The 22,219-nt window shown below is 44.9% G+C and carries 13 protein-coding genes; 11 read left to right on the top strand and 2 right to left on the bottom strand.

From position 1 onward, the window contains the following. Positions 1 to 39 precede the first annotated feature (39 nt). The gene (locus tag AC23N5_RS04710; RefSeq protein WP_183977085.1) at positions 40 to 897 is read right to left on the bottom strand and encodes a sugar phosphate isomerase/epimerase family protein; all 858 of its coding nucleotides are present in this window, start codon (positions 895 to 897) and stop codon (positions 40 to 42) included. Between the two features lie 208 nt (positions 898 to 1,105). Between AC23N5_RS04710 and AC23N5_RS04705 the strand changes: the two genes are divergently transcribed. The 11 genes from AC23N5_RS04705 to AC23N5_RS04655 all read left to right on the top strand — a co-directional run bounded on the left by AC23N5_RS04705 (position 1,106) and on the right by AC23N5_RS04655 (position 21,385). Continuing rightward, complete coding sequence (locus AC23N5_RS04705) at positions 1,106 to 1,444, top strand: PadR family transcriptional regulator (RefSeq protein ID WP_183977087.1); 339 nt, start codon at positions 1,106 to 1,108, stop codon at positions 1,442 to 1,444. A gap of 120 nt (positions 1,445 to 1,564) precedes the next feature. Beyond that, positions 1,565 to 4,183, top strand: coding sequence for an ABC transporter permease (locus tag AC23N5_RS04700; protein ID WP_487754645.1), 2,619 nt, complete (start codon positions 1,565 to 1,567; stop codon positions 4,181 to 4,183). 64 nt (positions 4,184 to 4,247) lie between these two features. Then, on the top strand, positions 4,248 to 6,887 hold the full coding sequence (locus AC23N5_RS04695; protein ID WP_487754644.1) for a permease prefix domain 2-containing transporter: 2,640 nt from the start codon (positions 4,248 to 4,250) through the stop codon (positions 6,885 to 6,887). Positions 6,888 to 7,089: 202 nt separating this feature from the next. Next, the gene (locus AC23N5_RS04690; RefSeq protein ID WP_183977096.1) at positions 7,090 to 7,428 is read left to right on the top strand and encodes a PadR family transcriptional regulator; all 339 of its coding nucleotides are present in this window, start codon (positions 7,090 to 7,092) and stop codon (positions 7,426 to 7,428) included. Further along, positions 7,428 to 10,058: an ABC transporter permease gene (locus tag AC23N5_RS04685; RefSeq protein ID WP_487754643.1), complete on the top strand. Its 2,631-nt coding sequence runs from the start codon at positions 7,428 to 7,430 to the stop codon at positions 10,056 to 10,058. The genes AC23N5_RS04690 and AC23N5_RS04685 overlap by 1 nt, the downstream gene beginning before the upstream one ends. A 13-nt stretch (positions 10,059 to 10,071) precedes the next feature. Next, a complete protein-coding gene (locus tag AC23N5_RS04680) occupies positions 10,072 to 12,690 on the top strand; it encodes an FtsX-like permease family protein (RefSeq protein WP_487754642.1) in 2,619 nt (872 codons plus the stop codon). Between the two features lie 13 nt (positions 12,691 to 12,703). Continuing rightward, complete coding sequence (locus AC23N5_RS04675) at positions 12,704 to 15,295, top strand: ABC transporter permease (RefSeq protein ID WP_487754641.1); 2,592 nt, start codon at positions 12,704 to 12,706, stop codon at positions 15,293 to 15,295. 170 nt (positions 15,296 to 15,465) lie between these two features. Beyond that, positions 15,466 to 17,895, top strand: a complete 2,430-nt coding sequence (locus AC23N5_RS04670; RefSeq protein ID WP_487754640.1) for an ABC transporter permease — start codon at positions 15,466 to 15,468, stop codon at positions 17,893 to 17,895. A gap of 211 nt (positions 17,896 to 18,106) precedes the next feature. After that, positions 18,107 to 20,581, top strand: coding sequence for a DUF5916 domain-containing protein (locus AC23N5_RS04665; protein ID WP_487754639.1), 2,475 nt, complete (start codon positions 18,107 to 18,109; stop codon positions 20,579 to 20,581). A 115-nt stretch (positions 20,582 to 20,696) separates the two neighbouring features. After that, on the top strand, positions 20,697 to 20,873 hold the full coding sequence (locus AC23N5_RS04660) for a hypothetical protein (protein WP_487754638.1): 177 nt from the start codon (positions 20,697 to 20,699) through the stop codon (positions 20,871 to 20,873). Positions 20,874 to 21,004: 131 nt separating this feature from the next. After that, a complete protein-coding gene (locus AC23N5_RS04655) occupies positions 21,005 to 21,385 on the top strand; it encodes a hypothetical protein (RefSeq protein WP_122932961.1) in 381 nt (126 codons plus the stop codon). Positions 21,386 to 21,502: 117 nt separating this feature from the next. On the opposite strand, the gene AC23N5_RS04650 is transcribed toward AC23N5_RS04655, so the two are convergent. Then, positions 21,503 to 22,216, bottom strand: a complete 714-nt coding sequence (locus tag AC23N5_RS04650) for an outer membrane lipoprotein-sorting protein (RefSeq protein ID WP_487754637.1) — start codon at positions 22,214 to 22,216, stop codon at positions 21,503 to 21,505. Between the last annotated feature and the right edge of the window lie 3 nt (positions 22,217 to 22,219).

The raw sequence follows: 22,219 nt of genomic DNA, 5'->3' as shown, positions 1-22,219 counted from the left end.
TTATTATTTTGCCCTTTGCTACTTGCAAATTTGCCTCTTTTACTGCGAAGCTTTCACTCGCGTATAAATTTCGCGGAAGTTTTTCGCGCTTTCGGCGATTTCGGGGCCGTTGTTTTCCCAGTGATACTCGTATTCGGCCGAAATCGGGCCTTTGAATTTCTGGCGTTTTAATTCACCAAGTACCGCTTCCACTTTACAATCTCCCGTTCCCCAAATCACGTCGTGGTACTTTCCGTCGGGGGTATCTTTTTTCACATCCTTGAAGTGCATACCAATCACGTGCCCGTTCAATTTTTTCAAACACTCGACGGGGTCAAGTCCCGACCGCACCCAGTGACCAATATCGGCGCAAGCCCCTACGTATTTGCTGCCCGCAATGGCGGCAATGACCGTATCGGGATGCCAGTAGCGTGAAGGTTTGGGGTGGTTGTGCAACGCTACGTTGATTTTGTATTCTTCCGCCAACTTCCGAACCATGGGCATTTGGGCCGCCGACGGCTCTGAGTTGATGTTCATCACGCCCATGTCTTTGGCAAACTCAAACAAAGTTCTCCATTCTTCTTCGGTTTTGGCACCCACTACCCCGTAGGCCACAATGGTAATGCCTTTGTCTTTGATGAGTTTTTTTACTTGCTGACGCTTGGCCGCGTCCATCGTAAAATCCATTTTTCCCTCAATACCGCCCCCGATGGTCTGTCCTGGAAACGCCTCCACGTATTTCAGGCCGCAGCTGTCGATTTTGCGCAGTGCGTCGGCAAAGGAAAACAAACGAAACGAGTACGATTGAGCGCCTAAACGCCAGCCTGCTTTGTCCTCAGGGTTTTTTTGTGCTTGAACAGAAAATGCGCCTAGCGAAAGCAACAGTCCGCACAAGAAGTATTTGGCAGTATGTTTCATAAAATCAATGATTTGTTTTTTGGACAAAAGTAAGGAGGCGACCCTTTTTACCCTTTCAATCACTGTCCTAAAGCGTACAAAGTTGTCCGATTATGGACAATCAAAATAAACTTGTGTATTGTTTATATGTCTGAAAGTCAGGTGGTTGTTTGGTTGTTTTGTTGCTGGCAAAGTATTTTATCAGCAAAAGTAGAAATAATAAAATCCGATGAAACGTACGTACCTAGGAGAATTTGAAGAAATCGTTTTACTCGCGGTAGCCGTTCTAAACGGCCAAGCCTACGGGGTATTGCTGATGCACGAAATCATTGAACAAACCGACCGCAGCGTTCGCTTGAATCAGGTGCATTCGGCCTTGCAACGGCTCGAAGAAAAAGGGATGGTTCGTTCGGAAATGGGGGAGCCTACCAACGAGCGCGGCGGCCGCCGCAAACGCTTGTTTTCGGTGACGGCCTTTGGCCAGCGCACGCTTCAAGAAATTCAAGAAGTAAGAGCGAGTTTTTGGGAACGTATGGCCAATCCCCTGAAGCTAACGATGCCAATATGAAAAGTGTTCTTTAATAATTAATCAAGTAAAAAGAGGCAAAAGGCAAAATGGCAAATTAACAAAAAAGCAGACCCTTTTGCCCCTTGCAAACTTGCCCTTTTCAAACTTCACCAACGCCCCATGCCACTTAAACCACCACTACTCGCCGACCGTTTCCTCAAATTTTTCTGCGCGCCTCACTTGCTGGAAGAAGTGCAGGGCGATTTGCACGAAGAATTTGAGTACCAAGTCAAACACGTGGGTATGCGGCGCGCTCGTTGGCGATACTGGCTCGATGTGCTGGGCTTTTTTCAGCCACGGTATATCAAACGAAAACCCTCTCAATACCCGCAAACCTATTTATTCAGCCTCAATATGCTACGTAACTATTTCAAAATCGCCCTCAGAAGCCTCCAACGAAACAAAGTCTATACTTCCATCAACTTGTTGGGATTATCGCTTGGCATGACTTGCGGACTTCTTATTTTTCTTTTGGTCAAATACCACTTGAGTTTCGACAATTTTCATGCGCACTCCGACCGCATTTATCGCATTGTCACCGAACAGCACCGCGACAATATTTCATACGTATCGGCCGTGCCAAGCCCGCTGGGGAAAGTGTTTAGAAATGACTACACTTTTGCCGAAAAAGTAGGGCGAATCTGTACTTTCGAGGACATGCTTATCTCGATAAAGGCCGAAAAAGGACTCAACAAGTTTAAAGAAACCCAAGGGGTGGCGTTTACGGAGCCCGAATACTTTGCTATTTTTAATTTCCCATTGTCAGTTGGTAGCTTCCAAAATGCGCTTAATGAACCCAATACGGGCATTATTACCGAGCGAATTGCGCGCAAATACTTTGGTAATACCAATCCCATCAATCAAATTTTTAGACTGGACAATAAGCTTGACATTCGGGTAACGGGCGTGTTGAAAGACTTACCGACCAACTCTGACCAAAAAGCCGAGATTTTTGTCTCGTATCCCACCCTCAAATCTTACAACGACTGGCTTGGCAGCGACGACGCTTGGGGAGGGATTCAAAGCTCGATGAAATGTTTTGTTCGTCTCAGACCAGGGGTGTCACCGTCGGAAGTGGAAAAAGTGTTTCCTGCTTATGTGAAGAGGTATCGGCCTACCAGCAAAAACGTACACCACTACAAACTGCAACCCCTTAACGATGTGCATTTTAACGCTCAATACGGAGGGGCAATGAACAAGCAGACCTTATGGATATTGTCGCTGATTGGGCTTTTCTTGATCATAACCGCCTGTGTTAATTTTATCAATTTGGCCACGGCCCAAGCCCTCAATCGTTCCAAAGAAGTAGGCGTAAGGAAAGTACTTGGAAGCCTTCGCGGGCAGTTATTTTGGCAATTTATTGCCCAAACGGGTCTCATTGCAGCCATTGCAGGGGGGATTGCGTTGGGGCTAGCCGCGCTGGCTTTACCGTATGTGAATCAGTGGTTTGCCACCGAAATTTCGCTTAATTTGCTGACTGACTGGCGATTGGTAGCTTTTATCCCCGCGTTGATATTGATTGTTACTTTTTTTGCTGGCTCGTATCCAGGATTAATTCTTGCGGGTTTTCAACCTATTTTGGCGCTCAAAGGCAAACTTTCTCAGCAAAATATCGGAGGCTTCAATACGCGCCGCGCCTTGATTGTTGTTCAATTCTCAATTTCCCAGGTACTAATCATCGGGATGATTGTGATTGCGCGCCAGATTTATTATGCCCAAAAAGCAGATTTAGGGTTTAATAAAGACGCTATCATGCTGCTACCCATTGCTTCAACGCCCCAACAAGCCAAAACCGTTAAGGCGCAACTGCAAAGTTTGGCAGGTGTAGAACAGGTGTCGCTGTGTTATTCTGCACCCGCCTCCAATGGCCATTGGCAAACGGCGCCTCACTATGATAACCACTCAGAAGAGGAGTCGTTTAGGGTATCGGTAAGGGCTGCCGACAATGATTATCTTGCTACGTTTGACCTACAATTGGCAGCAGGCAGAAATATATACCCTTCGGATACCGTAAAAGAGTTTTTGGTCAACGAAACGTTTGCAAAAAAACTGAACGTAGCCTCTCCTTCAGATTTACTAGGGAAAAACCTCCGCGTCAATGGCAACATGACGGGGCCGATTGTGGGCGTGGTCAAAGACTTCCACGACCATTCGTTTCACGAAGACATCAACGCCGTTTGTATTCCTTCGGCCAGCGATTTTTACAACAATTATGCCGTCAAAATCAGCACCGCCAACGTCCCTGCCACCATGGCTGCGGTGGAAAAAACTTGGAGTAAAATGCACCCTGACCAACTCTACGAATACACTTTTTTGGACGAGCACATTGCGTCGTTTTATGAAACGGAGGCACTGATGCTAAAACTCATTCAGCTGTTTTCGCTCATTGCGGTGTTTATTGGGTGTTTGGGATTGTACGGTCTTATTTCTTTCATGGCAGCGCAGAAAACCAAGGAAATTGGGATTCGGAAAGTATTGGGCAGTAGCCTCGCACAGATTTTATGGATTTTTGGAAAAGAGTTTGCCCGTTTAATTGTCGTTGCCTTTCTGGTTGCGGCGCCCATTGCGTGGTGGTTTATGAACCAATGGCTGCAAGATTTTAAGTTTCACATCACGATTCAGCCTTGGATATTCGTAGTAACCATTGCCATCACGCTGCTTGTCGCTACCCTGACGGTAATTTACGAAGCGACCAAAGCCGCCTTGGTCAATCCCGTGAAATCGTTGAAATCAGAGTAGAGACGTTGCATGCAACGTCTCTACGCGTGCAACGTCTCTACATCACGACAAAATAATCGACCCCATGCACTCCAACCCACCCCGCCTAGCCGACCGCTTTTTGCAGTTTTTCTGTGCGCCTCACTTGCTGGAAGAAGTGCAGGGAGATTTGCACGAAGAATTTGAGTACCAAGTCAAACACGTGGGTGTGCGGCGCGCTCGCTGGCGTTACTGGCGCGACGTGCTTGGCTTTTTTCAGCCGCGCTATATCAAACGAAAACCCTCTCAATACCCTCAAACCTATTTATTCAGCCTCAATATGCTACGTAATTATTTCAAAATCGCGGTTCGGAACCTGTTGAAAAACAAGGGTTATTCTTTTATCAATATCGGTGGCTTGGCTGTAGGCATGGCCGTGGCTATCCTCAGTGGGCTCTGGGTTTGGGATGAATTGAGTTTCAACCAATACCACCAGAATTATGCGCGGATTGCCCAAGTGATGATAAAGGAAACGGATGAAGGAAATGTAGGTTACTCTAATTCGGTGCCGTATCCGCTGGCAACAGAATTAAAAACGAATTACCAAAGTAACTTTAAACACATTGTAACATCTTCAAATGCAGGAGATTATATTCTGACGGCAGGTGAGAATAAATTTTTAAGGAAAGGCCAATTTATGGAAGCAAAAGCCCCCGAAATGCTTTCCTTAAAAATGATTTATGGTAGTTGGGCGGGCCTTAACGACCCTCATTCTATATTGATTTCGGCTTCTACGGCACAAGCACTATTTGGGAATACCGACCCACTTAATCAGGTGATGAAAATCAATAACAAATTAGATGTCACCGTTACGGGCGTGTACGAAGATTTGCCACTTAATTCAGTATTTAATGACATCAACTTTTTTGCACCGTTTGACTTGTGGGTATCGGACAATGAGTGGGTGAGGGAATCTGCTAACAATTGGCACAACCATTTTTTGAAAGTTTACGTAGAAATTCAACCAACGACGGATTTTGAGCGCGTTTCTAAAACAATCAAAGATGCTGAACTGAAAAATATTGGTGACTTAAAAGACAAGGTCGCTGAAAATCCACAGGTATTTTTACATCCGATGCACAATTGGCATTTGTATCCGTTTAAGAACGGAGCCGTAAATCCCGAACCTACTCAAATGGTTTGGTTAATTGGTATTATTGGGGCATTTGTACTGCTATTGGCTTGCATTAATTTTGTCAATTTAAGTACAGCTCGCTCCGAAAAACGTGCCAAAGAAGTAGGTATTCGCAAAGCGATTGGGTCGGTTCAAGGTCAATTAATCAGCCAGTTTTTTAGCGAGTCTTTTTTAGTGGTACTGCTGTCTTTTTTTCTCGCTTTTTTTCTGCTGTTATTTACGCTCACTTGGTTCAATGATTTGTCTGCCAAAGCGATAAGCATACCTTGGACTAATGCTTATTTTTGGCTATTTTGTCTGCTTTTTATTTTTGTAACGGGGCTGTTAGCAGGTAGTTATCCTTCTTTTTATTTGTCTTCTTTCCAACCTATCAAAGTTTTGAAAGGCATAAACGTTGTCAATCGCTTTGCGTTTACACCCCGAAAAGTCTTGGTCGTTTTTCAGTTTACCATTTCAGTTACTCTCATTATCAGTACGATTGTTGTGTATCGCCAAGTTCAATTTGCTAAAAACCGCCCTGTGGGCTATACCCGCGAAGGGTTATTGATGTTGGCCATGAAATCTGATGCTTTTTCGGGGAAACATGAGATACTTAGAACTGAACTGAAAAATACAGGTGCCGTGTCCGAAATATCGGCATCAATGGGACGAATGACGCAGGTGTCTTCAAACAATGATGGTTTGGAGTGGAAAGGAAAAAAGCCCGAGCAAGACAAAAGTTTCAGCACCTTAACCGTTTCCCATGAGCATGGCAAAACCGTAGGCTGGCAGTTTGTAAAAGGTCGAGATTTTTCGAGGAAGTATGCCACTGATTCTTCGGGTATCGTTATTAACGAGGCTGCCATGAAATACATGGGATTACAAAATCCTGTTGGCGAAACAATCAGCTGGAAGTTTCGCGAAAACACGGCCTACTTTCAAGTGATAGGTATTATAAAAGATATGGTAATGGAGTCTCCTTATGAGCCCGTCAAACCTGCTATTTTTTACATAAAACCCATCAATGGGAAGCCTAACTGGTTGAATGTCAAAATTAATCCATCTGTAAGTATCAGTCAGGCATTGCCAAAAATTGAGGCTGTTTTTAAGAAAATTGTTCCCATCGTTCCTTTCGACTACCAATTCGTGGATGACGAATACAATGCCAAATTTAAAGCCGAAGAACGCATCGGAAAACTGGCTACTTTCTTCGCTGTTCTCGCTATTTTTATTTCCTGCCTAGGCTTATTCGGACTGGCATCGTTTGTGGCCGAGCAGCGTACGAAGGAAATAGGCATTCGTAAAGTGCTGGGTGCTTCGGTCGCTGGTATTTGGCAATTGTTGTCCAAAGATTTTGTGGTATTAGTAATTATATCATGCCTGATCTCAGTGCCTATTTCTCACTATTTCATGGATGGATGGTTACAAAAATATACTTACCGAACCGAGATTTCGTGGTGGATTTTTGGCGTGACCAGTCTAGGTGCTTTGGGTATTACATTGCTCACCGTCAGCTTTCAAGCCATCAAAGTCGCCTTGGTGAATCCCGTGAAATCGTTGAAATCTGAATAAATACCCCGTCCACGCGTGGAGACGTTGCAGTGCAACGTCTCTACCGCATGCAACGTCTCTACGGTGTCCGATAATACACGGAACACTGTCCAATAGCGGACAATCGTTTTGGTTGAAAAACCTGCAAAAAGCCCTCAAAAGGGGCTTTTTTGTTTTTGGCATGGTATTTTATCGACATTATCGGAGGAAATAAATTAATCCAATGAAACGAACCTTTTTGGGAGAATTTGAAGAAATCGTTTTGCTAACGGTGGCTATTTTGGGCGAGGAAGCCTACGGCGTGACCGTCACGCAAGAGCTGGAGCAAAAAACGGGACGCTCGGTGGGGTTTAGCACCGTGCATACGACCCTGCAACGCCTAGAAGAGAAGGGATTTCTGGCTTCTCAAATGGGCGGCGCAACGGCCGAGCGCGGTGGACGTCGCAAACGGTTTTTTACGGTGACGGCCGCAGGAAGAAAAGCACTGGTAGAAGTCAAACAAGTGCGAGAAGAGCTTTGGGGAGCTTTGCCCCCTCAAACCTTGCAATTAATGGGAGGCTAATGGGCTTACGTAACACCACTCCCACGCCACCGCGCTGGGTCAGGACACTGCTGAGATGGTGGGCCGACCCCAACACTTCGGAAGAAGTTGAAGGTGATTTATTGGAATTATACAACCATTGGGTAGCAGCCGTTGGCGAGCGAAGCGCCAATTGGAAATATACCTTGAATGCCATCAAACTTTTACGTCCGTTAGCGAAAGACAAACGGGCTCACTATCCAAGAACCTATTTATACAGTCCAACGATGATACGCAATTATTTCAAAATCGCTTTTCGTAACCTATTGAAACACAAGGGGTATTCGTTTATAAATGTTGCAGGTTTGGCCATGGGTATGGCCGTGGCAATGCTTATTGGGCTTTGGGTCTGGGATGAGGTATCATATAACAAACAGTTTGGAAATTATGACCGCATTGTTCAAGTAATGCAACACCAAACGTTTGATGGTCAGGTGAATACCCAAATGGCGAACCCCTATTTGATGGGGGAAGAAATCCGAAATAAGTACGGCAATGATTTTAAATACATTGTGATGTCGTCGTGGACAAACGGCCATATTTTGGCTTACGGTGATAAAAAACTGACCAAAACGGGCAATTATTTTGAGCCAAGCATTACCGAAATGTTGAGCCTCCAAATGCTGAAAGGTTCTCGGGCGGGCTTGAATGACGTCAATTCGATTCTTTTGTCTGAATCGGCGGCAAAAGCGTATTTCGGCGGTGAAGACCCGATGGGTAAAGTGATGAAGATAGATAACAAAAACGACGTTAAAGTAACGGGCGTTTACAAAGATTTGCCTTATAACTCCGATTTCAAAGATTTGACATTCCTCTTGCCATGGTCGTTGTACCTTAGCAGTCAGTCTTGGATCAAAGAAATGACCAACCCGTGGCGCAGCAATTTTACCCAAACCTACGCCATGCTGGCCGAGCACGCTGATATTGACCAAGTTTCGGCCAAAATTAAAGACGTCAAACTACACAAAGTGCGTCCCGAAGAACGGGCCTTTAAGCCCGTGGTGTTTTTGCATCCGATGCGTAAATGGCATTTGTTTTCAGAATTCAAAGAAGGAGTTAACATCGGCGGTCGCATTGAATTTGTGTGGTTATTTGGCATTATTGGCGGGTTTGTACTGCTGTTGGCCTGCATCAATTTTATGAATCTCAGCACGGCGCGTTCCGAAAAACGCGCCAAAGAAGTAGGCGTTCGCAAAGCGGTAGGTTCGGTACGCGGACAGTTAATCAACCAGTTTTTGAGTGAATCGTTGTTAGTAACGCTCATTGCCTTGGGCGTAGCTATTTTGTTGGTACAGCTTGCTTTGCCCATGTTTAATGAAGTGGCAGACAAAAAGATGATCATATTGTGGCAGGAGCCGCTGTTTTGGCTGTCGGCAATTGGTTTTACGGTGCTCACGGGCATCATTGCAGGGAGTTATCCCGCGTTTTATCTATCGTCGTTTCGGCCTGTGCAGGTTTTGAAGGGTACATTTCGAGTGGGGCGTTTTGCGTCGGTGCCGCGTAAAGTACTGGTAACGGTTCAGTTTACGGTGTCGGTGGCCTTGATGATTGGAACGATAGTTGTTTTCCAACAGATAGATTTTGCCAAAAAACGTCCCGCTGGCTATGCCGTTGATAAGCTTCTTTTTGTGCCTATTTCAACCCCCGATTTGGCCAACAAATACGAAGTTGTGCGCAATGATTTACTAAAAACGGGTGCTATTGCTGAGGTATCCGAATCTTCGAGCCCAATTACGAGCGTTTGGGCAATTAATAACGGCTACAGTTGGAAAGGCAAAGATCCAGGCATTCAAGGCAATTTTGCGGCGGTGTCGGCAACGCACGAATTCGGGAAAACCATTGGGTGGGAGTTAAAAGAAGGCCGTGATTTTTCACGGGATTTTCCCACCGATTCTACCGCGATGATTCTCAACGAAACGGCCGTAAAGTTTATGGGATTGAAAAAGCCTGTTGGAGAAATTGTAAAAATCGACGACAAAGTGTTTCACGTCATTGGGGTGGTCAAAGACATGGTGATGCAGTCGCCATACCAGCCCGTTTTTCGTACCAGTTTTGTGTTGGACTACAAAGACGTTAGTATCATCAACATTAAAATCAACGCTACGACCAGTACAAGCGATGCCTTGGCCAAAATCGAGACCATTTTCCGCAAGCACAATCCTGCCGCACCGTTTGAGTATCAATTTATTGATGAAGAATACGCCAAAAAATTCACCGATGAAGTTCGCATCGGCAAGTTAGCCACGTTCTTCGCCATTTTGGCCATATTCATTTCTTGCTTGGGATTGTTTGGGCTGGCGAGCTTTGTGGCCGAGCAGCGCACGAAGGAGATTGGTATTCGGAAAGTATTGGGCGCTTCGGTGTCCAACCTATGGGCACTTTTGTCGAAAGAATTTGTGATTTTGGTCGTAGTTGCTTGTGGTATTGCTGGGCCAATAACGTGGTATGGGATGAACAACTGGATACAAAAATTTGACTACCATACCGAGATTTCATGGTGGGTATTTGTGTTTACGGCGATTTTGGCCGTTGGCATTGCTCTCCTAACGGTCAGTTTTCAAGCTATCAAAGCGGCGATGATTAATCCCGTGAAATCCTTAAAATCCGAATAAGCGCCGCCCATTTATGCAGCACAGGCCACCGCACTGGGTCAGGACACTGCTGAGATGGTGGGCCGACCCCAACACCTCTGAGGAGGTAGAAGGCGATTTATTAGAATTGTACAACTATTGGGTAGGGACTTTTGGCCAGCGAAGCGCCAATTGGAAATATACCTTGAATGCGTTGAAACTATTACGCCCGTTTGCCAAGGACAAACGGGCTCACTATCCAAGAACCTATTTATACAGTCCAACGATGTTACGTAATTATTTTAAAATCGCTTTTCGTAACCTCCTCAAACAGAAGGTTTATAGCTCATTTAACCTTATTGGCTTAGCCCTTGGGCTCTCTTGCGGTTTGCTACTGACGCTACACATCAAAGAAGAATTGAGCTACGAAAAAGACTTTCCGAAGCACGGGCGTATCTTCCGCATGGTTACCACCGAATGGTCTAAATCGCAACCTCCATTGGCGAGAGAAATGATGAACTTCTTTCCTGAGATTCAAGATGCCGTTCGTTTTTCTAGCAGAGGTCCACAAATCACCAACAACGGCCCCGACAAACAGGCCGAGACGTCGGGTTATTATGCAGATTCTTCCGTAGTGACTGTTTTTGACTTAAAACCCATCAGTGGTAATCCATTCAAAGCATTGCAAGAGCCTGAAGCGGTGGTGATTACGAAACAAATGGCGGAGAAATTCTTTGGAACCCAAAATCCAGTTGGCCAAAAATTAACATTTGATAGCAAAGAGGATTTGTGGGTACGGGCTGTCGTTGATAATCTGCCCAATAATAGCCATCTCAAGTTTGATTATCTGGTTTCGATGCCTACGTTTTACCAACAAGCTTCCCCAGACTGGACGAGCAGTAGGGGTTGGATGTTTGGTTGGACTTATATTTTGCTCAAAGACGCAAAAGACGCCCAGAAAATAGAAAAACGACTGAACGACTTTTACGTTAAATTTTATCAACCCAACGGCGACGAAGAGAAGAAAAAAGTAGCCGAGTTTGCCAACACAGCCCGCCTTCAGCCACTGACCGATATTCACCTTACTTCCAATTTGATTCAAGAAATGGGACCAAACAGCAGTATTTTGTATGTCTATATTTTCATTGCTGTTGAAATTCTGATTCTAATTATTGCTTGTGTTAATTTCATTAATCTTTTTACCACCCAGGCACTCAAACGCGCCAAAGAGGTTGGAATGCGGAAGGCATTGGGTGCTAAAAAGGCACAGGTTGTGACGCAGTTTTTGGGTGAAGCGTTTATTTTGATTATCCTGTCGGGACTGATTGCGATTTGTCTCTATCGCCTTGTCATTCCGTTTTATAATTCAATGGCGGGTAAACAACTTTCGGGCTGGGAAATTCTTCAACCTGCTAACTTGTTGATAATGATTGCGATGATTTTATTCGTGGGGTTGTTGTCGGGCTTGTTTCCAGCTCTGTTTATCTCAAAATTTGACCCAATTGCATCGCTAAAATCGGATAAGCTCCCCAAATCATCCGCAACGGTATTGCGAAAAAGCCTCATTGTATTGCAATTTGTAGTTTCTGGCTTTTTGATTAGTTCTACGATTTTGATTTATCAGCAAATGAACTTGTTCAAAAACAAAGAGTTAGGCTTTGACAAAGAACAAGTAATAGCAATAAAACTCTATGGCAATTTAAAAGAAAAGGTATTGGCTAATTCAGCGGTTTTCAAAAATGAACTGACGCGCAATCCCAACGTTGTAGCCGTAGGCCAATCTTCCAATTTGATTGGGGATGATTTAAGTGTCGAGGGAATTACGCCGCTGAACCCTCCTGCTGGCAAGGAGTTTCCCTCTTTTAAAGTGAGTCGCATTGATGAAGATTTTTTAACGGTATTGAATATCCCCTTGAAAGAAGGGCGTAATTTTTCACGCCAATTCAACGACTCCGCTACGTTCATTATCAATGAAAAAGCCGCCAAAATATTGGAATTAAAAAATCCAGTAGGAGCAATCATCGTAAATCACTCAATGGGCGTGCAGGGGAAAGTTGTAGGGGTAGTGAAAGACTATAATTTTGCGTCCCTTCACAGCCGAGTAGAGCCACTGGTATTGGAATACAAACCCGCCTGGACGGGAAATATATTGGTTAAAATTGCCGCAGGTAACATTCCACAAACCATCCATTATCTGAAAACTACGGTAGAAAAAGTAGCGCCTAATACGATGTTTAGTTATACCTTTTTGGATGAACGAATGGCTACGCTCTACAAAAAAGAAGACACCATGAGTCAGATTCTGAATGCTTTCTCGGGCTTGGCCATTATTATTTCCTGCTTGGGGTTATTTGGGGTGGTAGCGCACGAGTCGAAATTGCGAACCAAAGAAATCGGTATTCGGAAAGTATTGGGGGCTTCTGTGCCCAACTTAGTGGTTTTATTGTCTGGCAGTTTTCTCAAACTCGTACTTATCGGTATTGTCATTGCCACACCGCTCGCTTGGTATGCGATGAATCAGTGGCTTCAAGATTTTGAATATCGGATTGAATTGCAGTGGTGGGTATTTGCTGTAGCGGGCCTATTGGTAGTTGGAATTGCCCTGTTGACGGTTGCATTTCAATCCATCAAAGCGGCGATGATTAACCCCGTAAAATCCTTAAAATCGGAATAAACGCCACCCATTTATGCAGCACAGGCCACCGCGCTGGGTCAGGACACTGCTGAGATGGTGGGCCGACCCCAACACCTCTGAGGAGGTAGAAGGTGATTTATTGGAATTATACAACCATTGGGTAGCTACTGTTGGCGAGCACAAAGCCAATTGGAAATATACCTTGAATGCCTTGAAACTTTTACGCCTATTTGCCAAAGACAAACGGTCTCAGTATCCCACAACCTATTTATACAGTCCAACGATGATACGTAATTATTTCAAAATCGCTTTTCGTAATGCGGTGAAATACAAATTGTTTTCTTTTATCAACCTGCTTGGATTAAGTCTTGCTTTGCCGTCGGCACTAATGGCGTTGATTCAAATCGTTTCCTATTACGAATACGACAATTTTCACCAAGACAGCGACCGCATCGTCCGAATCATCACCGATGAAAAGCAAGAAGATGGAGAAATGACGCACTGGGCGTCAAGTCCCGTAGCGTTGGGGAAATACATCAAGGAAAAATGGGTGGGTGTCGAACAATCCACGACGCTTGTGCGTGATTCTAAATGGGTGTTGAGCAGTGGAATCAAAACAAAAAACGTACGGGCGATTTACGCCGACGCGGCCTTTTTTCAAGTCTTTCATTTTCCTTTGGAAAAAGGTAGCTATCCCGTAGAAGCCCATACCGTGGTGCTTACCCACGAAACTGCCGAGTGGTTTTTTAGAGAAGTAAATCCAATCGGGCGTATTTTGGAACACCCTACCTACGGTGGTTTTAAAGTAGTAGGCGTTCTCAAGCCTTTTAACCAGCAAAAAACGCAGTTCAGAACCGATGTGCTGGTGCCTTTAGCGGGGTACTCGAACGGTAGTGATAAAGCAAAAGAATGGTCGGAATTAAATGCCCATACCTTTGTCAAACTATCGAAAGGGCGGAGCATGGCGTCATTTAACAAACAATTGGGCGCAACTTCGAGCGAAGTCAACAAATTACTGGATGCAGCAACGGGAAAGGGTTTGGCTTTTCAGGCACAGACCTTGGGTGACATTTCTCCGTCGGAAAATGAGTTAAAAAACGACCCGTACGTTCAAGACGTCCGAAGCATTTACATCAATTTTGGGTTTCAGTTAATTATTCTTGTTCTCGCAGCCTTAAACTACATCAACCTTACGCTGGCTCGTTCGATGAACCGAAGCCGTGAAGTAGGCGTGAGAAAAGTAGCGGGAGCGACCAAGTCGCAAATCATTTTTCAGTTTTTGACCGAATCGGTGCTGATTTCGTATCTCGCACTGGGCATGGGTTTGTTTTTACTGTGGATTATAAAAACGTTTATTCACGTTTCGTGGCTTACGTGGGAGATTGACCACTGGGAATACCTTATCTTGCTGTTTTTGGCCTTTAACTTCGTTTTGGGAATTGTTGCGGGGGCTTCTCCGAGCCTCGTATTGTCGTCCTACCAGCCTGTCAAAGTACTAAAAGGCACTATTTCGCCCGCGAGTTTTGGTAAAATCGGTTTTCGTAAATCGCTGATAATTGTTCAGTTTACGATTGCACTGGTGTATATTTTCTTCATTGGGCACGCCTACCACCAAATAGAGTACATGGCGAATGACAACGTAAATTACCAGCGCGAAAATAGGCTGAATATTCACCTGACAGGAACGTCGAACGAGCGCTTTGCGGCGGAGGTAAGCACTGTCAAAGAAGTGGAAAAAATCGGCTACACGTCGCTGAGTTTTGGCAATACTCCGCCTTACATCGAAATAAAAAACACCAAAAAAGATGCCCCAAAGCCCGCGTTTTTTTACGCGGCTGACCGCCAGTTTATCGACAACATGGGGTTAAAAATAGTAGCGGGTAAAAACCTGCCCGAAACCAAGTCTGAAACGGCTTTGCCCATGGTGGTAGTGAATCAAAAAGCGGTAGAGCATTTGCGCTTAGGGGCTGACCAAGAGGCGATTGGCAAACTCATCGTTTTGAACGATACCGTTTCGGTAACGATTGTTGGCGTGGTGGCCAATTTTTGTCACTACGATTATGAACACAAAATCGAACCCGTCGTGTTTCAGTACCAGCCTGCGGCATTTAGGGTGATGTGTGTGAAGACGTCGCCCGCCACCGACCGAGCATCATTGGAAGCTACCTTGGCCTCGCTTTGGAAAAAACACCATCCGTACGTCGAAATGAATGCGTCGTGGCTTGATACCGACATGTATGAGCGTTATTATCCCTACGAAGACATGCAGTTTGCGGGTATGCAGAGCATTGTCATTTTTGTGGTAGCGATTCTAGGACTGATTGGCATTCTGACGTACAGTTTAGAAAAACGAACCAAAGAAATTGGTATCCGCAAAGTAATCGGGGCTACTGCGGAAGAAGTGATGAGGCTGTTGGCTGCCGATTTTATCAAACTCCTCAGCATTGCGGCTGTTGTGGCAGTTCCGCTGGGAGTGGCGATAGGGCTGTACATGAATAGTTACCTTGTGTTTCATAACGGCGTTAGCTATTTCACGATGGCGGCTCTTCTTTTAGTTGTTTTGGGCGTTTCGTTGGCCATCGTGGGTTATTTTTCATGGCGAGCGGTACAAACCAATCCCGCTAAATCATTGAAGTCGGAATAAACACCACAATGTCCTATGCCGTACAAATGTGTACGAAAACGGACATTTATGGTTGAATTTTGCTTTTTTATAGTATTGATAATCAGTGTTTTATTTCGCTTCTTGGTAGTTGGCAAACTATTTGACGGTTTTTTAGGAAAAGTATTCTGTAAGAACTGAGACTAGAACCTATGCTAAAGAACTACTTCAAAATCGCGTGGAGAAACCTCTCAAAAAATCGCGTCTATTCGGTCATTAATGTGGCGGGATTGGCGATTGGTGTGGCGGCAGTTGTGCTGCTCTTTTCCTTAATTCATTTTGAACTGAGCTACGATACATTTCACGAAAAAAGTGATCGTATTTACCGCATTGTTCGGGCCAATACCTACGCCGATGGCAATGTAGAGCATACGTCGGGAGCTCCGTTAGCGATGGTGGATGCCTTGCCGCAAGACATTCCGCAGTTTGAAAAGGTAGTGCCTTTGTGCGGAACGATTGACCCGCAGATTACGGTGCTCGGCAACGACGCCAAAAGCACCAATACTTCCGTGAAATATAATGAAGAAAAACAGGGGATTTGTGCAGGCCCTGAATTTTTTGACGTGTTTGATTATCAATGGCTTATCGGGACACCTCAGGTGCTGAAAGAGCCCAATGTGGTAGTGTTGACCAAAAAATATGCCAATAAGTACTTTGGAAATTATACGGATGCCGTAGGAAAATACGTAAAAGTCAACAACGTAGTAACGATGCGCGTGGCAGGTATCCTGGAGGACGTCCCCCTCAACACCGACTTCCCCGTAAATATCCTTTTCTCGTACGAGTCAAAGCGAAAAAATCCTGCCACCTTTGGTTTCGGTACGTTTGACAATTGGGGCTCGACCAGCAGCATGGACAATATTTATGTGTTGTTGCCCAAAGGGTTTTCGGCCGAAAACGCCAATAAATTGCTCAAAACCTTTGGATTAAAGCACTACACCGACGATACCAACGATAAAAAAGAACATGCAGTCGTAGCGTTATCAACGGTGCATTACGACGACCGTTATGGCAATTTCAGCGACCGTGTTGTTTCCAAAAACAAGCTTATCGGGGTGGCACTTGTGGGCGTATTGATTATTTTGATGGCTTGCATCAATTTTATCAACATCTCTACGGCCATTGCCAGCAAGCGCGCCAAAGAAGTGGGTGTTCGCAAAACCCTCGGCAGTGCCAATCGTCAGTTGGTCAGTCAATTTATGATTGAAACCGTGGTGGTAGTCGGCATTGCGATAGGGTTGGGGCTGGCCTTGGCGTCGATGGCATTGCCCTTGCTTACGCAGTTATTTGACTTTCCGAGCGAGGCCAAACCTTTTTCAGAGCCCATTCTTTGGGTATTTGTGGGGGCGTTGTTCTTTGTAATTAATAGTCTGTCAGGCATTTATCCTGCGTCCATTCTTTCGTCATTTTCACCGTTGGATGCGTTTCGGCAGAAAGCCAAAACCAATTGGACAGGGCGAGTTTCGTTGCGTCAGGGGCTGATTGTGTTCCAATTTACGATTGCCTTGGTGATGATTTTTGGCACTATTGTCAACTTTCAGCAGATGGAGTTTATCAGTAAAATGGATTTGGGCTTCAAAAAAACGGGCGTATATACTTTGGCGATGGATGTGGAATACCGAAACCGTTATGACCTATTCCGCAACCGCCTCAAGCAGCTTTCGGAAGTAGAAGCCGTGTCGTTTTCGAGCGATGAGCCTTCTTCACAAAACAACTGGCAGGTAAACTTTTCGTACGATAATTCGCCGAAAGATGCTCCGTTTAACTCTGATTTGAAGCTTGCCGATGGTGACTACGCCGCTACCTACGGCTTAAAAATCATTGCAGGTAGTCCGTATTTGGTGAGCGACACTTTGCGTAAAATCATTGTGAATGAGACCATTTTGAAAAAATTAAACGTCAAAAATCCTGAACTCGCCATTGGTAAAATGGTCAGAGTAGGAGGGTGGGAGCCCGCGCCGATTGTGGCAGTCGTCAAAGACTTTCAGGTGGGTAGCGCCCGCGATGCCATACGCCCCGTGATGATTGCCAAATTAGAAAAATACCACTGGAGAAGTGGAATCAAGATAACGTCGGCCAACCTCACCGAAACCGTTGCCAAAATCGAAAAGATTTACAGCGAGGTCTTTCCAGAAGTAGTATTTAACGGAAATTTCTACGAGGATAAACTGGAGAAATACTATAAAACTGAGCAACAACTGGGCTTGTTATACCGCATTGCGTCGCTGCTTTCTGTTTTCATTGCCTGTTTGGGCGTATTTGGATTGGTGACATTTGTGGCCGAACAACGCGTTAAGGAAATCGGTATTCGGAAGGTGCTGGGAGCCACCGTGAGCCACATCACCCTGATGATTTCCAAAGATTTTATCAAACTGGTGGTGGTGTCGATGTTCATTGCATTTCCCGTCGCTTACTACTTGATGAAGCAGTGGCTCGATGATTTTGTGTATCGAACGACCATCGAATGGTGGTATTTTATCGCCACGGGTATCATTGCCCTCGTCATTACGTTTGCATCGGTAAGTTACCAGTCGATTCGGGCGGCGTTGACCAATCCTGTTAAGAGTTTAAAGTCGGAATAAAGAAACGCATCAATTGCGGCTATATCCACCGGTTACCGAGGAAAGAAACATTCTTCGGTAACTTTTTTTTGACTCATGCAACGAATGCCCTCCGAAATACATCTTTACCCCAACAGCCATTTTTTAAGATTCTTTAACAGCCCCCCCAATAAAGTTTGAAGTAGCTTTGTGTACTTAATTTTTACAGCCTATCTCGTTACCTAAACAGTCGATGAAAAAGACATTTATTCTTTTTTGGGGGTTTGCGTTGGTGCAAACCTCTCTCCTCATGGGGCAAGTAATTCCCAAAAAACTTCCCGCCCAACGCACTACCCTGCCCGTATTGATTGATGGAAAACTAAACGACCCTGCGTGGAAGGAAGCCGCCAAAGCCGACGATTACACCGAATTTCGCCCCGTGATTGGACGCAAAGAAGAGCAAGGCAACCATACCGAAACCTTCTTGATGTACAACGATGAAGGGATTTATTTTGGTGGAACGTGTTACGAACGTAGCCTCGACAGCATTTCAAAAGAACTCAAAGGTCGGGACGGATTTGGGATGAACGATTACATCGGTATTATCTTCGATACTTACAACGACAAACTCAATGGCTTTGAGTATTTTGTCACGCCGCTGGGCGAGCAATGGGACGCCAAAATGACGTCTAACACCAACAGCGATAACGGCGGTGAAGATTTTAGCTGGAATGCCGTATGGCAAAGCGCCGTGGTGATGCACGACAAAGGCTGGTCGTTTGAGGTGTTTTTACCCTACTCGGCCATTCGTTTTAGCAAATCCAACGTGCAAGATTGGGGGCTAAACATCACCCGCCGCCGTCGAAAAACCGAACAACAATATACTTGGAATGCCATTGACCCCAACGTCAATGGCTTTTTGACCCAAGAAGGACAATGGACGGGCATTAAGGACATAAAACCGCCGTTGCGTTTGCAATTTTCACCTTATTTCTCGGTGTATGCCAATCATTTTCCAACCACCCAACCTGCCCAAAAAGATTGGACGCACCAAGTATCGGGCGGGATGGACGTAAAAGTAGGACTGAGTCAAGCATTTACGTTAGACGCTACGCTAATTCCCGATTTTGGACAAGTCCAAAGCGATAATCAAGTGCTAAACTTGAGCCCGTTTGAGGTAAAATTCAACGAAAACCGCACCTTTTTTACCGAAGGAACGGAGTTGTTTAACAAAGGAAATTTGTTCTATTCGCGCCGAATTGGCGGAACACCGATTCATTTGGGAAAAGTGTATGACGATTTGGAAGCGGGAGAACGGGTGATGAAAAACCCCACGGAATCGAAGCTGCTCAACGCCACCAAAATCTCGGGACGTACCAAAAATGGACTGGGAATCGGGATTTTAAACGCGATTACCCGCCCCCAATACGCCGTGATTGAAAATACTGAAACGGGCCAAACCCGCCGCTTTGAAACCGACCCGACTACCAACTACAACATTGCGGTGCTGGACCAGACCTTCAAACATAACTCCAGCGTGAGTTTTGTCAACACGAGTGTAATTAGAGGAAACAACAACTACAACGCCAATGTAAGCGCGGGTTTGTTTAGCTTTTTTGACAAAACCAATACCTACAACTTGGCGGGAAGCGCGGCCGTTAGTCGTTTAAATTTTAAAAACACGACCGACAACAGCACAGGCTATAGCCATACCATTTCATTTGCCAAAACCAGTGGCCGTTTTACGTTCAATGCCGCCCAAGAATTGACAGATACCAAGTTCACGAGCAATGATTTGGGGTACTTTACCAACAACAACTTCATCAATCACCGCATGTACGTAGGTTACCGCTACACCGAACCCAAAGGGTGGTACAACCGTATTTTTTTAAATCTTAATGCCAATATCAGTTCGTTGTATTCGCCCATCGGCGACATCAAATCGAAGTACCAGCAATCGCGGGTGCAGTTTAATTTTAATGCCCAAACCAAAAAACTGATTTGGTTTGGATTGATGCTTAATTTCCGCCCGAAAGAGAACGATTTCTACGAACCACGCAAAACGGGCTACATGTACGCCCGTGGCAATAGCGTGACAATAGGCGGCTGGATAGAAAGCAACCCTGCAAAAAAATACTCCTATTCGGTGGAGGCATTTGAGCGCACTTTTGTTAACTTCTATCAGCTAAACGGCTTGGATTTGTACATCAACCAAACTTACCGATTCAACAGTAAATTATCGGTAAGTCACCTGCTTGGGTTAGAACCTCGGCCGCGCAGTATTGGTTTTACCACGATTTTGGACGATAACAGCATCGTGATGGCGCTGCGTAAAGTCAACACCATCAACAACGTCGTGAACCTCAAATACAGCTTTACCAACAAAATGTGGTTGACGTTCAGAGCGCGGCATTATTCGAGTGTGGTCAACAACAAGGAGTTTTTTACCTTGCAAAAGGATGGTTCGCTAGAATCTCGCGCCAAATTGAGCGACCAACTCAACCGAAACGTAAATTTCTTCAACGTGGACATGGTCTATACGTGGCAGTTTGCACCAGGTAGTTTCTTCAATGCTGTTTGGAAAAATGCTACTTTCCACAGCTCTAACCTCGTGGACGAACGCTATTTTGATAATCTCCAAAATACCCTCCAAGCCGACCAAAACAACAATATTTCGGTAAAAGTGATTTACTTCTTGGATTATTTGCAGCTGAAAAAGAAACGGTAGCCTTAATTAAGCTTGAAGCTCAACCATCAGTAATTAACTTCGACCAGTGATACCATTAGAGGTTGGTTATTTAAAAAAAACGCTGACATTTGATTAAACAAAATCCATAACTAAAATGACAGCTGCCTTTATTATTTCAGGAATAGTATTGCTTTGGTACGTTGCGAGAGAAAGTCGTGAAAATAAGCCTAACTGGGCTCGGGCGTTCAACGTAGCATTATTTTGGCCACTGTCTTTGGTTTTTAAGGTATCGGCCAGCAAAAGCGAGAAGCAGCAGGGCGTTGATAGATAAGTTTTTTGAAACTATCGACTAAAACAAACAGTCAGCCGATTGATGGAGTTGAAGCGTTAAACTGTGGTGGTGGTAATTGTTCTAAGAATCGTAAAGCAATTACTTAAACACAATTTAAAACAGCAACAACCATGAAAAAGACCATCGTAACCATCGCCGCTTTCGCCATTTTGGGCATTGCCAATGTAAACGCTCAACGCGATTATCGTCCATCGCCAGCGGCTCCTCAAGCGGCGAATCCTCGCGTAGATAATGCGTTGGAAGAGCTAAACATCAACCGACTCGACAACGTGGTGAAGTTGACGCGGAAGCAAGAAAATGAAATCAAACGTATCGAAGACCGCTACGACCGTTTGTTCAGAAATCGTCGGTTGAGCCAGTTTGAATACCAACGTTTGCAACGCGAAAAACAACAAGACATTTGGTCGGTGTTGACGCCAGCCCAACGCGACCGCTGGACCGCGTATCATCACTCACAGCGTTTTGACAACCGCCCTTACCGCAGAGGCTAGTCGGTTTGGAAAAACGATAAAGTTATAAACACAAAAGCCACCCCGTTCGAGGTGGCTTTTGTGTTATATAAAGCGGTTAACTGATAACAATTAACGGCTAACTGTAGTGCGTGCTAGTTATTTCACAGGCTTCTTAAAAATAGACTCGTCAACGGGAGGATTGATGGTTACTTTGGTCGTAGCAAACGAAAGGGCACCCATTTGGCTTGTCATTTCCATGGTATTAGCAAACGGAATACCTTCTACTGCTTTGTAATCAGAGAAAGAAATTTCGCTGTCTTGACCACCTGCTGATACTTTTACTTTGACAATCATGAACGAGTTTGCATCGATGTATTCATCTACTATTTGTCCGTCTTTAGTGGTAAGTTTAAGGTGATAGGCGTCTTTTTTGTCCACCTTCTCTGTGCCAATCAACTCTACTTTATTCCCTTTTTCTTTGTAGTTGACCAATCCACCAAACGGATCTAGCTGACCGCCTTGTTGTTTTACCATTTCGGCAGGCATATCTTCAGGCTCACCCGTTCCGCCCATCATCGTTGGACGAACCATCCAGCCCGAGGTAGCATCAAACACTTGCACCATGGTATTTCCCATGACCGACGATTCAGAACGGGCAGCTTTCCCTACCACCAAAATCGTTTTGTTAGGAATTTCCATGCCTTGTACGGCAAGCGAACGCTCAATAATGAGGCTTTTTACGCTGTTCAATTTGTCTTTGCCACCCAAGGCAGCTACGTGTTTATCGACAATTTCATCTACGTTTTGGGCATAAGCACCTACTGATACAAAGGCAACGAAGGCTGCGGCAAGGAATTTGTTAGTTTTCATTTT

It is taken from the genome of Runella sp. R5_40 (assembly GCF_057652295.1).
Note: the sequence above shows the minus strand (reverse complement) of the source record. Positions and strands in the feature narration are given on the sequence as shown.

Bases quoted from the DNA above. Each gene is read 5' to 3' on its own strand.
- AC23N5_RS04710 (WP_183977085.1), bottom strand. From the start codon at position 897: ATGAAACATACTGCCAAATACTTCTTGTGCGGACTGTTGCTTTCGCTA.
- AC23N5_RS04705 (WP_183977087.1), top strand. From the start codon at position 1,106: ATGAAACGTACGTACCTAGGAGAATTTGAAGAAATCGTTTTACTCGCG.
- AC23N5_RS04700 (WP_487754645.1), top strand. From the start codon at position 1,565: ATGCCACTTAAACCACCACTACTCGCCGACCGTTTCCTCAAATTTTTC.
- AC23N5_RS04695 (WP_487754644.1), top strand. From the start codon at position 4,248: ATGCACTCCAACCCACCCCGCCTAGCCGACCGCTTTTTGCAGTTTTTC.
- AC23N5_RS04690 (WP_183977096.1), top strand. From the start codon at position 7,090: ATGAAACGAACCTTTTTGGGAGAATTTGAAGAAATCGTTTTGCTAACG.
- AC23N5_RS04685 (WP_487754643.1), top strand. From the start codon at position 7,428: ATGGGCTTACGTAACACCACTCCCACGCCACCGCGCTGGGTCAGGACA.
- AC23N5_RS04680 (WP_487754642.1), top strand. From the start codon at position 10,072: ATGCAGCACAGGCCACCGCACTGGGTCAGGACACTGCTGAGATGGTGG.
- AC23N5_RS04675 (WP_487754641.1), top strand. From the start codon at position 12,704: ATGCAGCACAGGCCACCGCGCTGGGTCAGGACACTGCTGAGATGGTGG.
- AC23N5_RS04670 (WP_487754640.1), top strand. From the start codon at position 15,466: ATGCTAAAGAACTACTTCAAAATCGCGTGGAGAAACCTCTCAAAAAAT.
- AC23N5_RS04665 (WP_487754639.1), top strand. From the start codon at position 18,107: ATGAAAAAGACATTTATTCTTTTTTGGGGGTTTGCGTTGGTGCAAACC.
- AC23N5_RS04660 (WP_487754638.1), top strand. From the start codon at position 20,697: ATGACAGCTGCCTTTATTATTTCAGGAATAGTATTGCTTTGGTACGTT.
- AC23N5_RS04655 (WP_122932961.1), top strand. From the start codon at position 21,005: ATGAAAAAGACCATCGTAACCATCGCCGCTTTCGCCATTTTGGGCATT.
- AC23N5_RS04650 (WP_487754637.1), bottom strand. From the start codon at position 22,216: ATGAAAACTAACAAATTCCTTGCCGCAGCCTTCGTTGCCTTTGTATCA.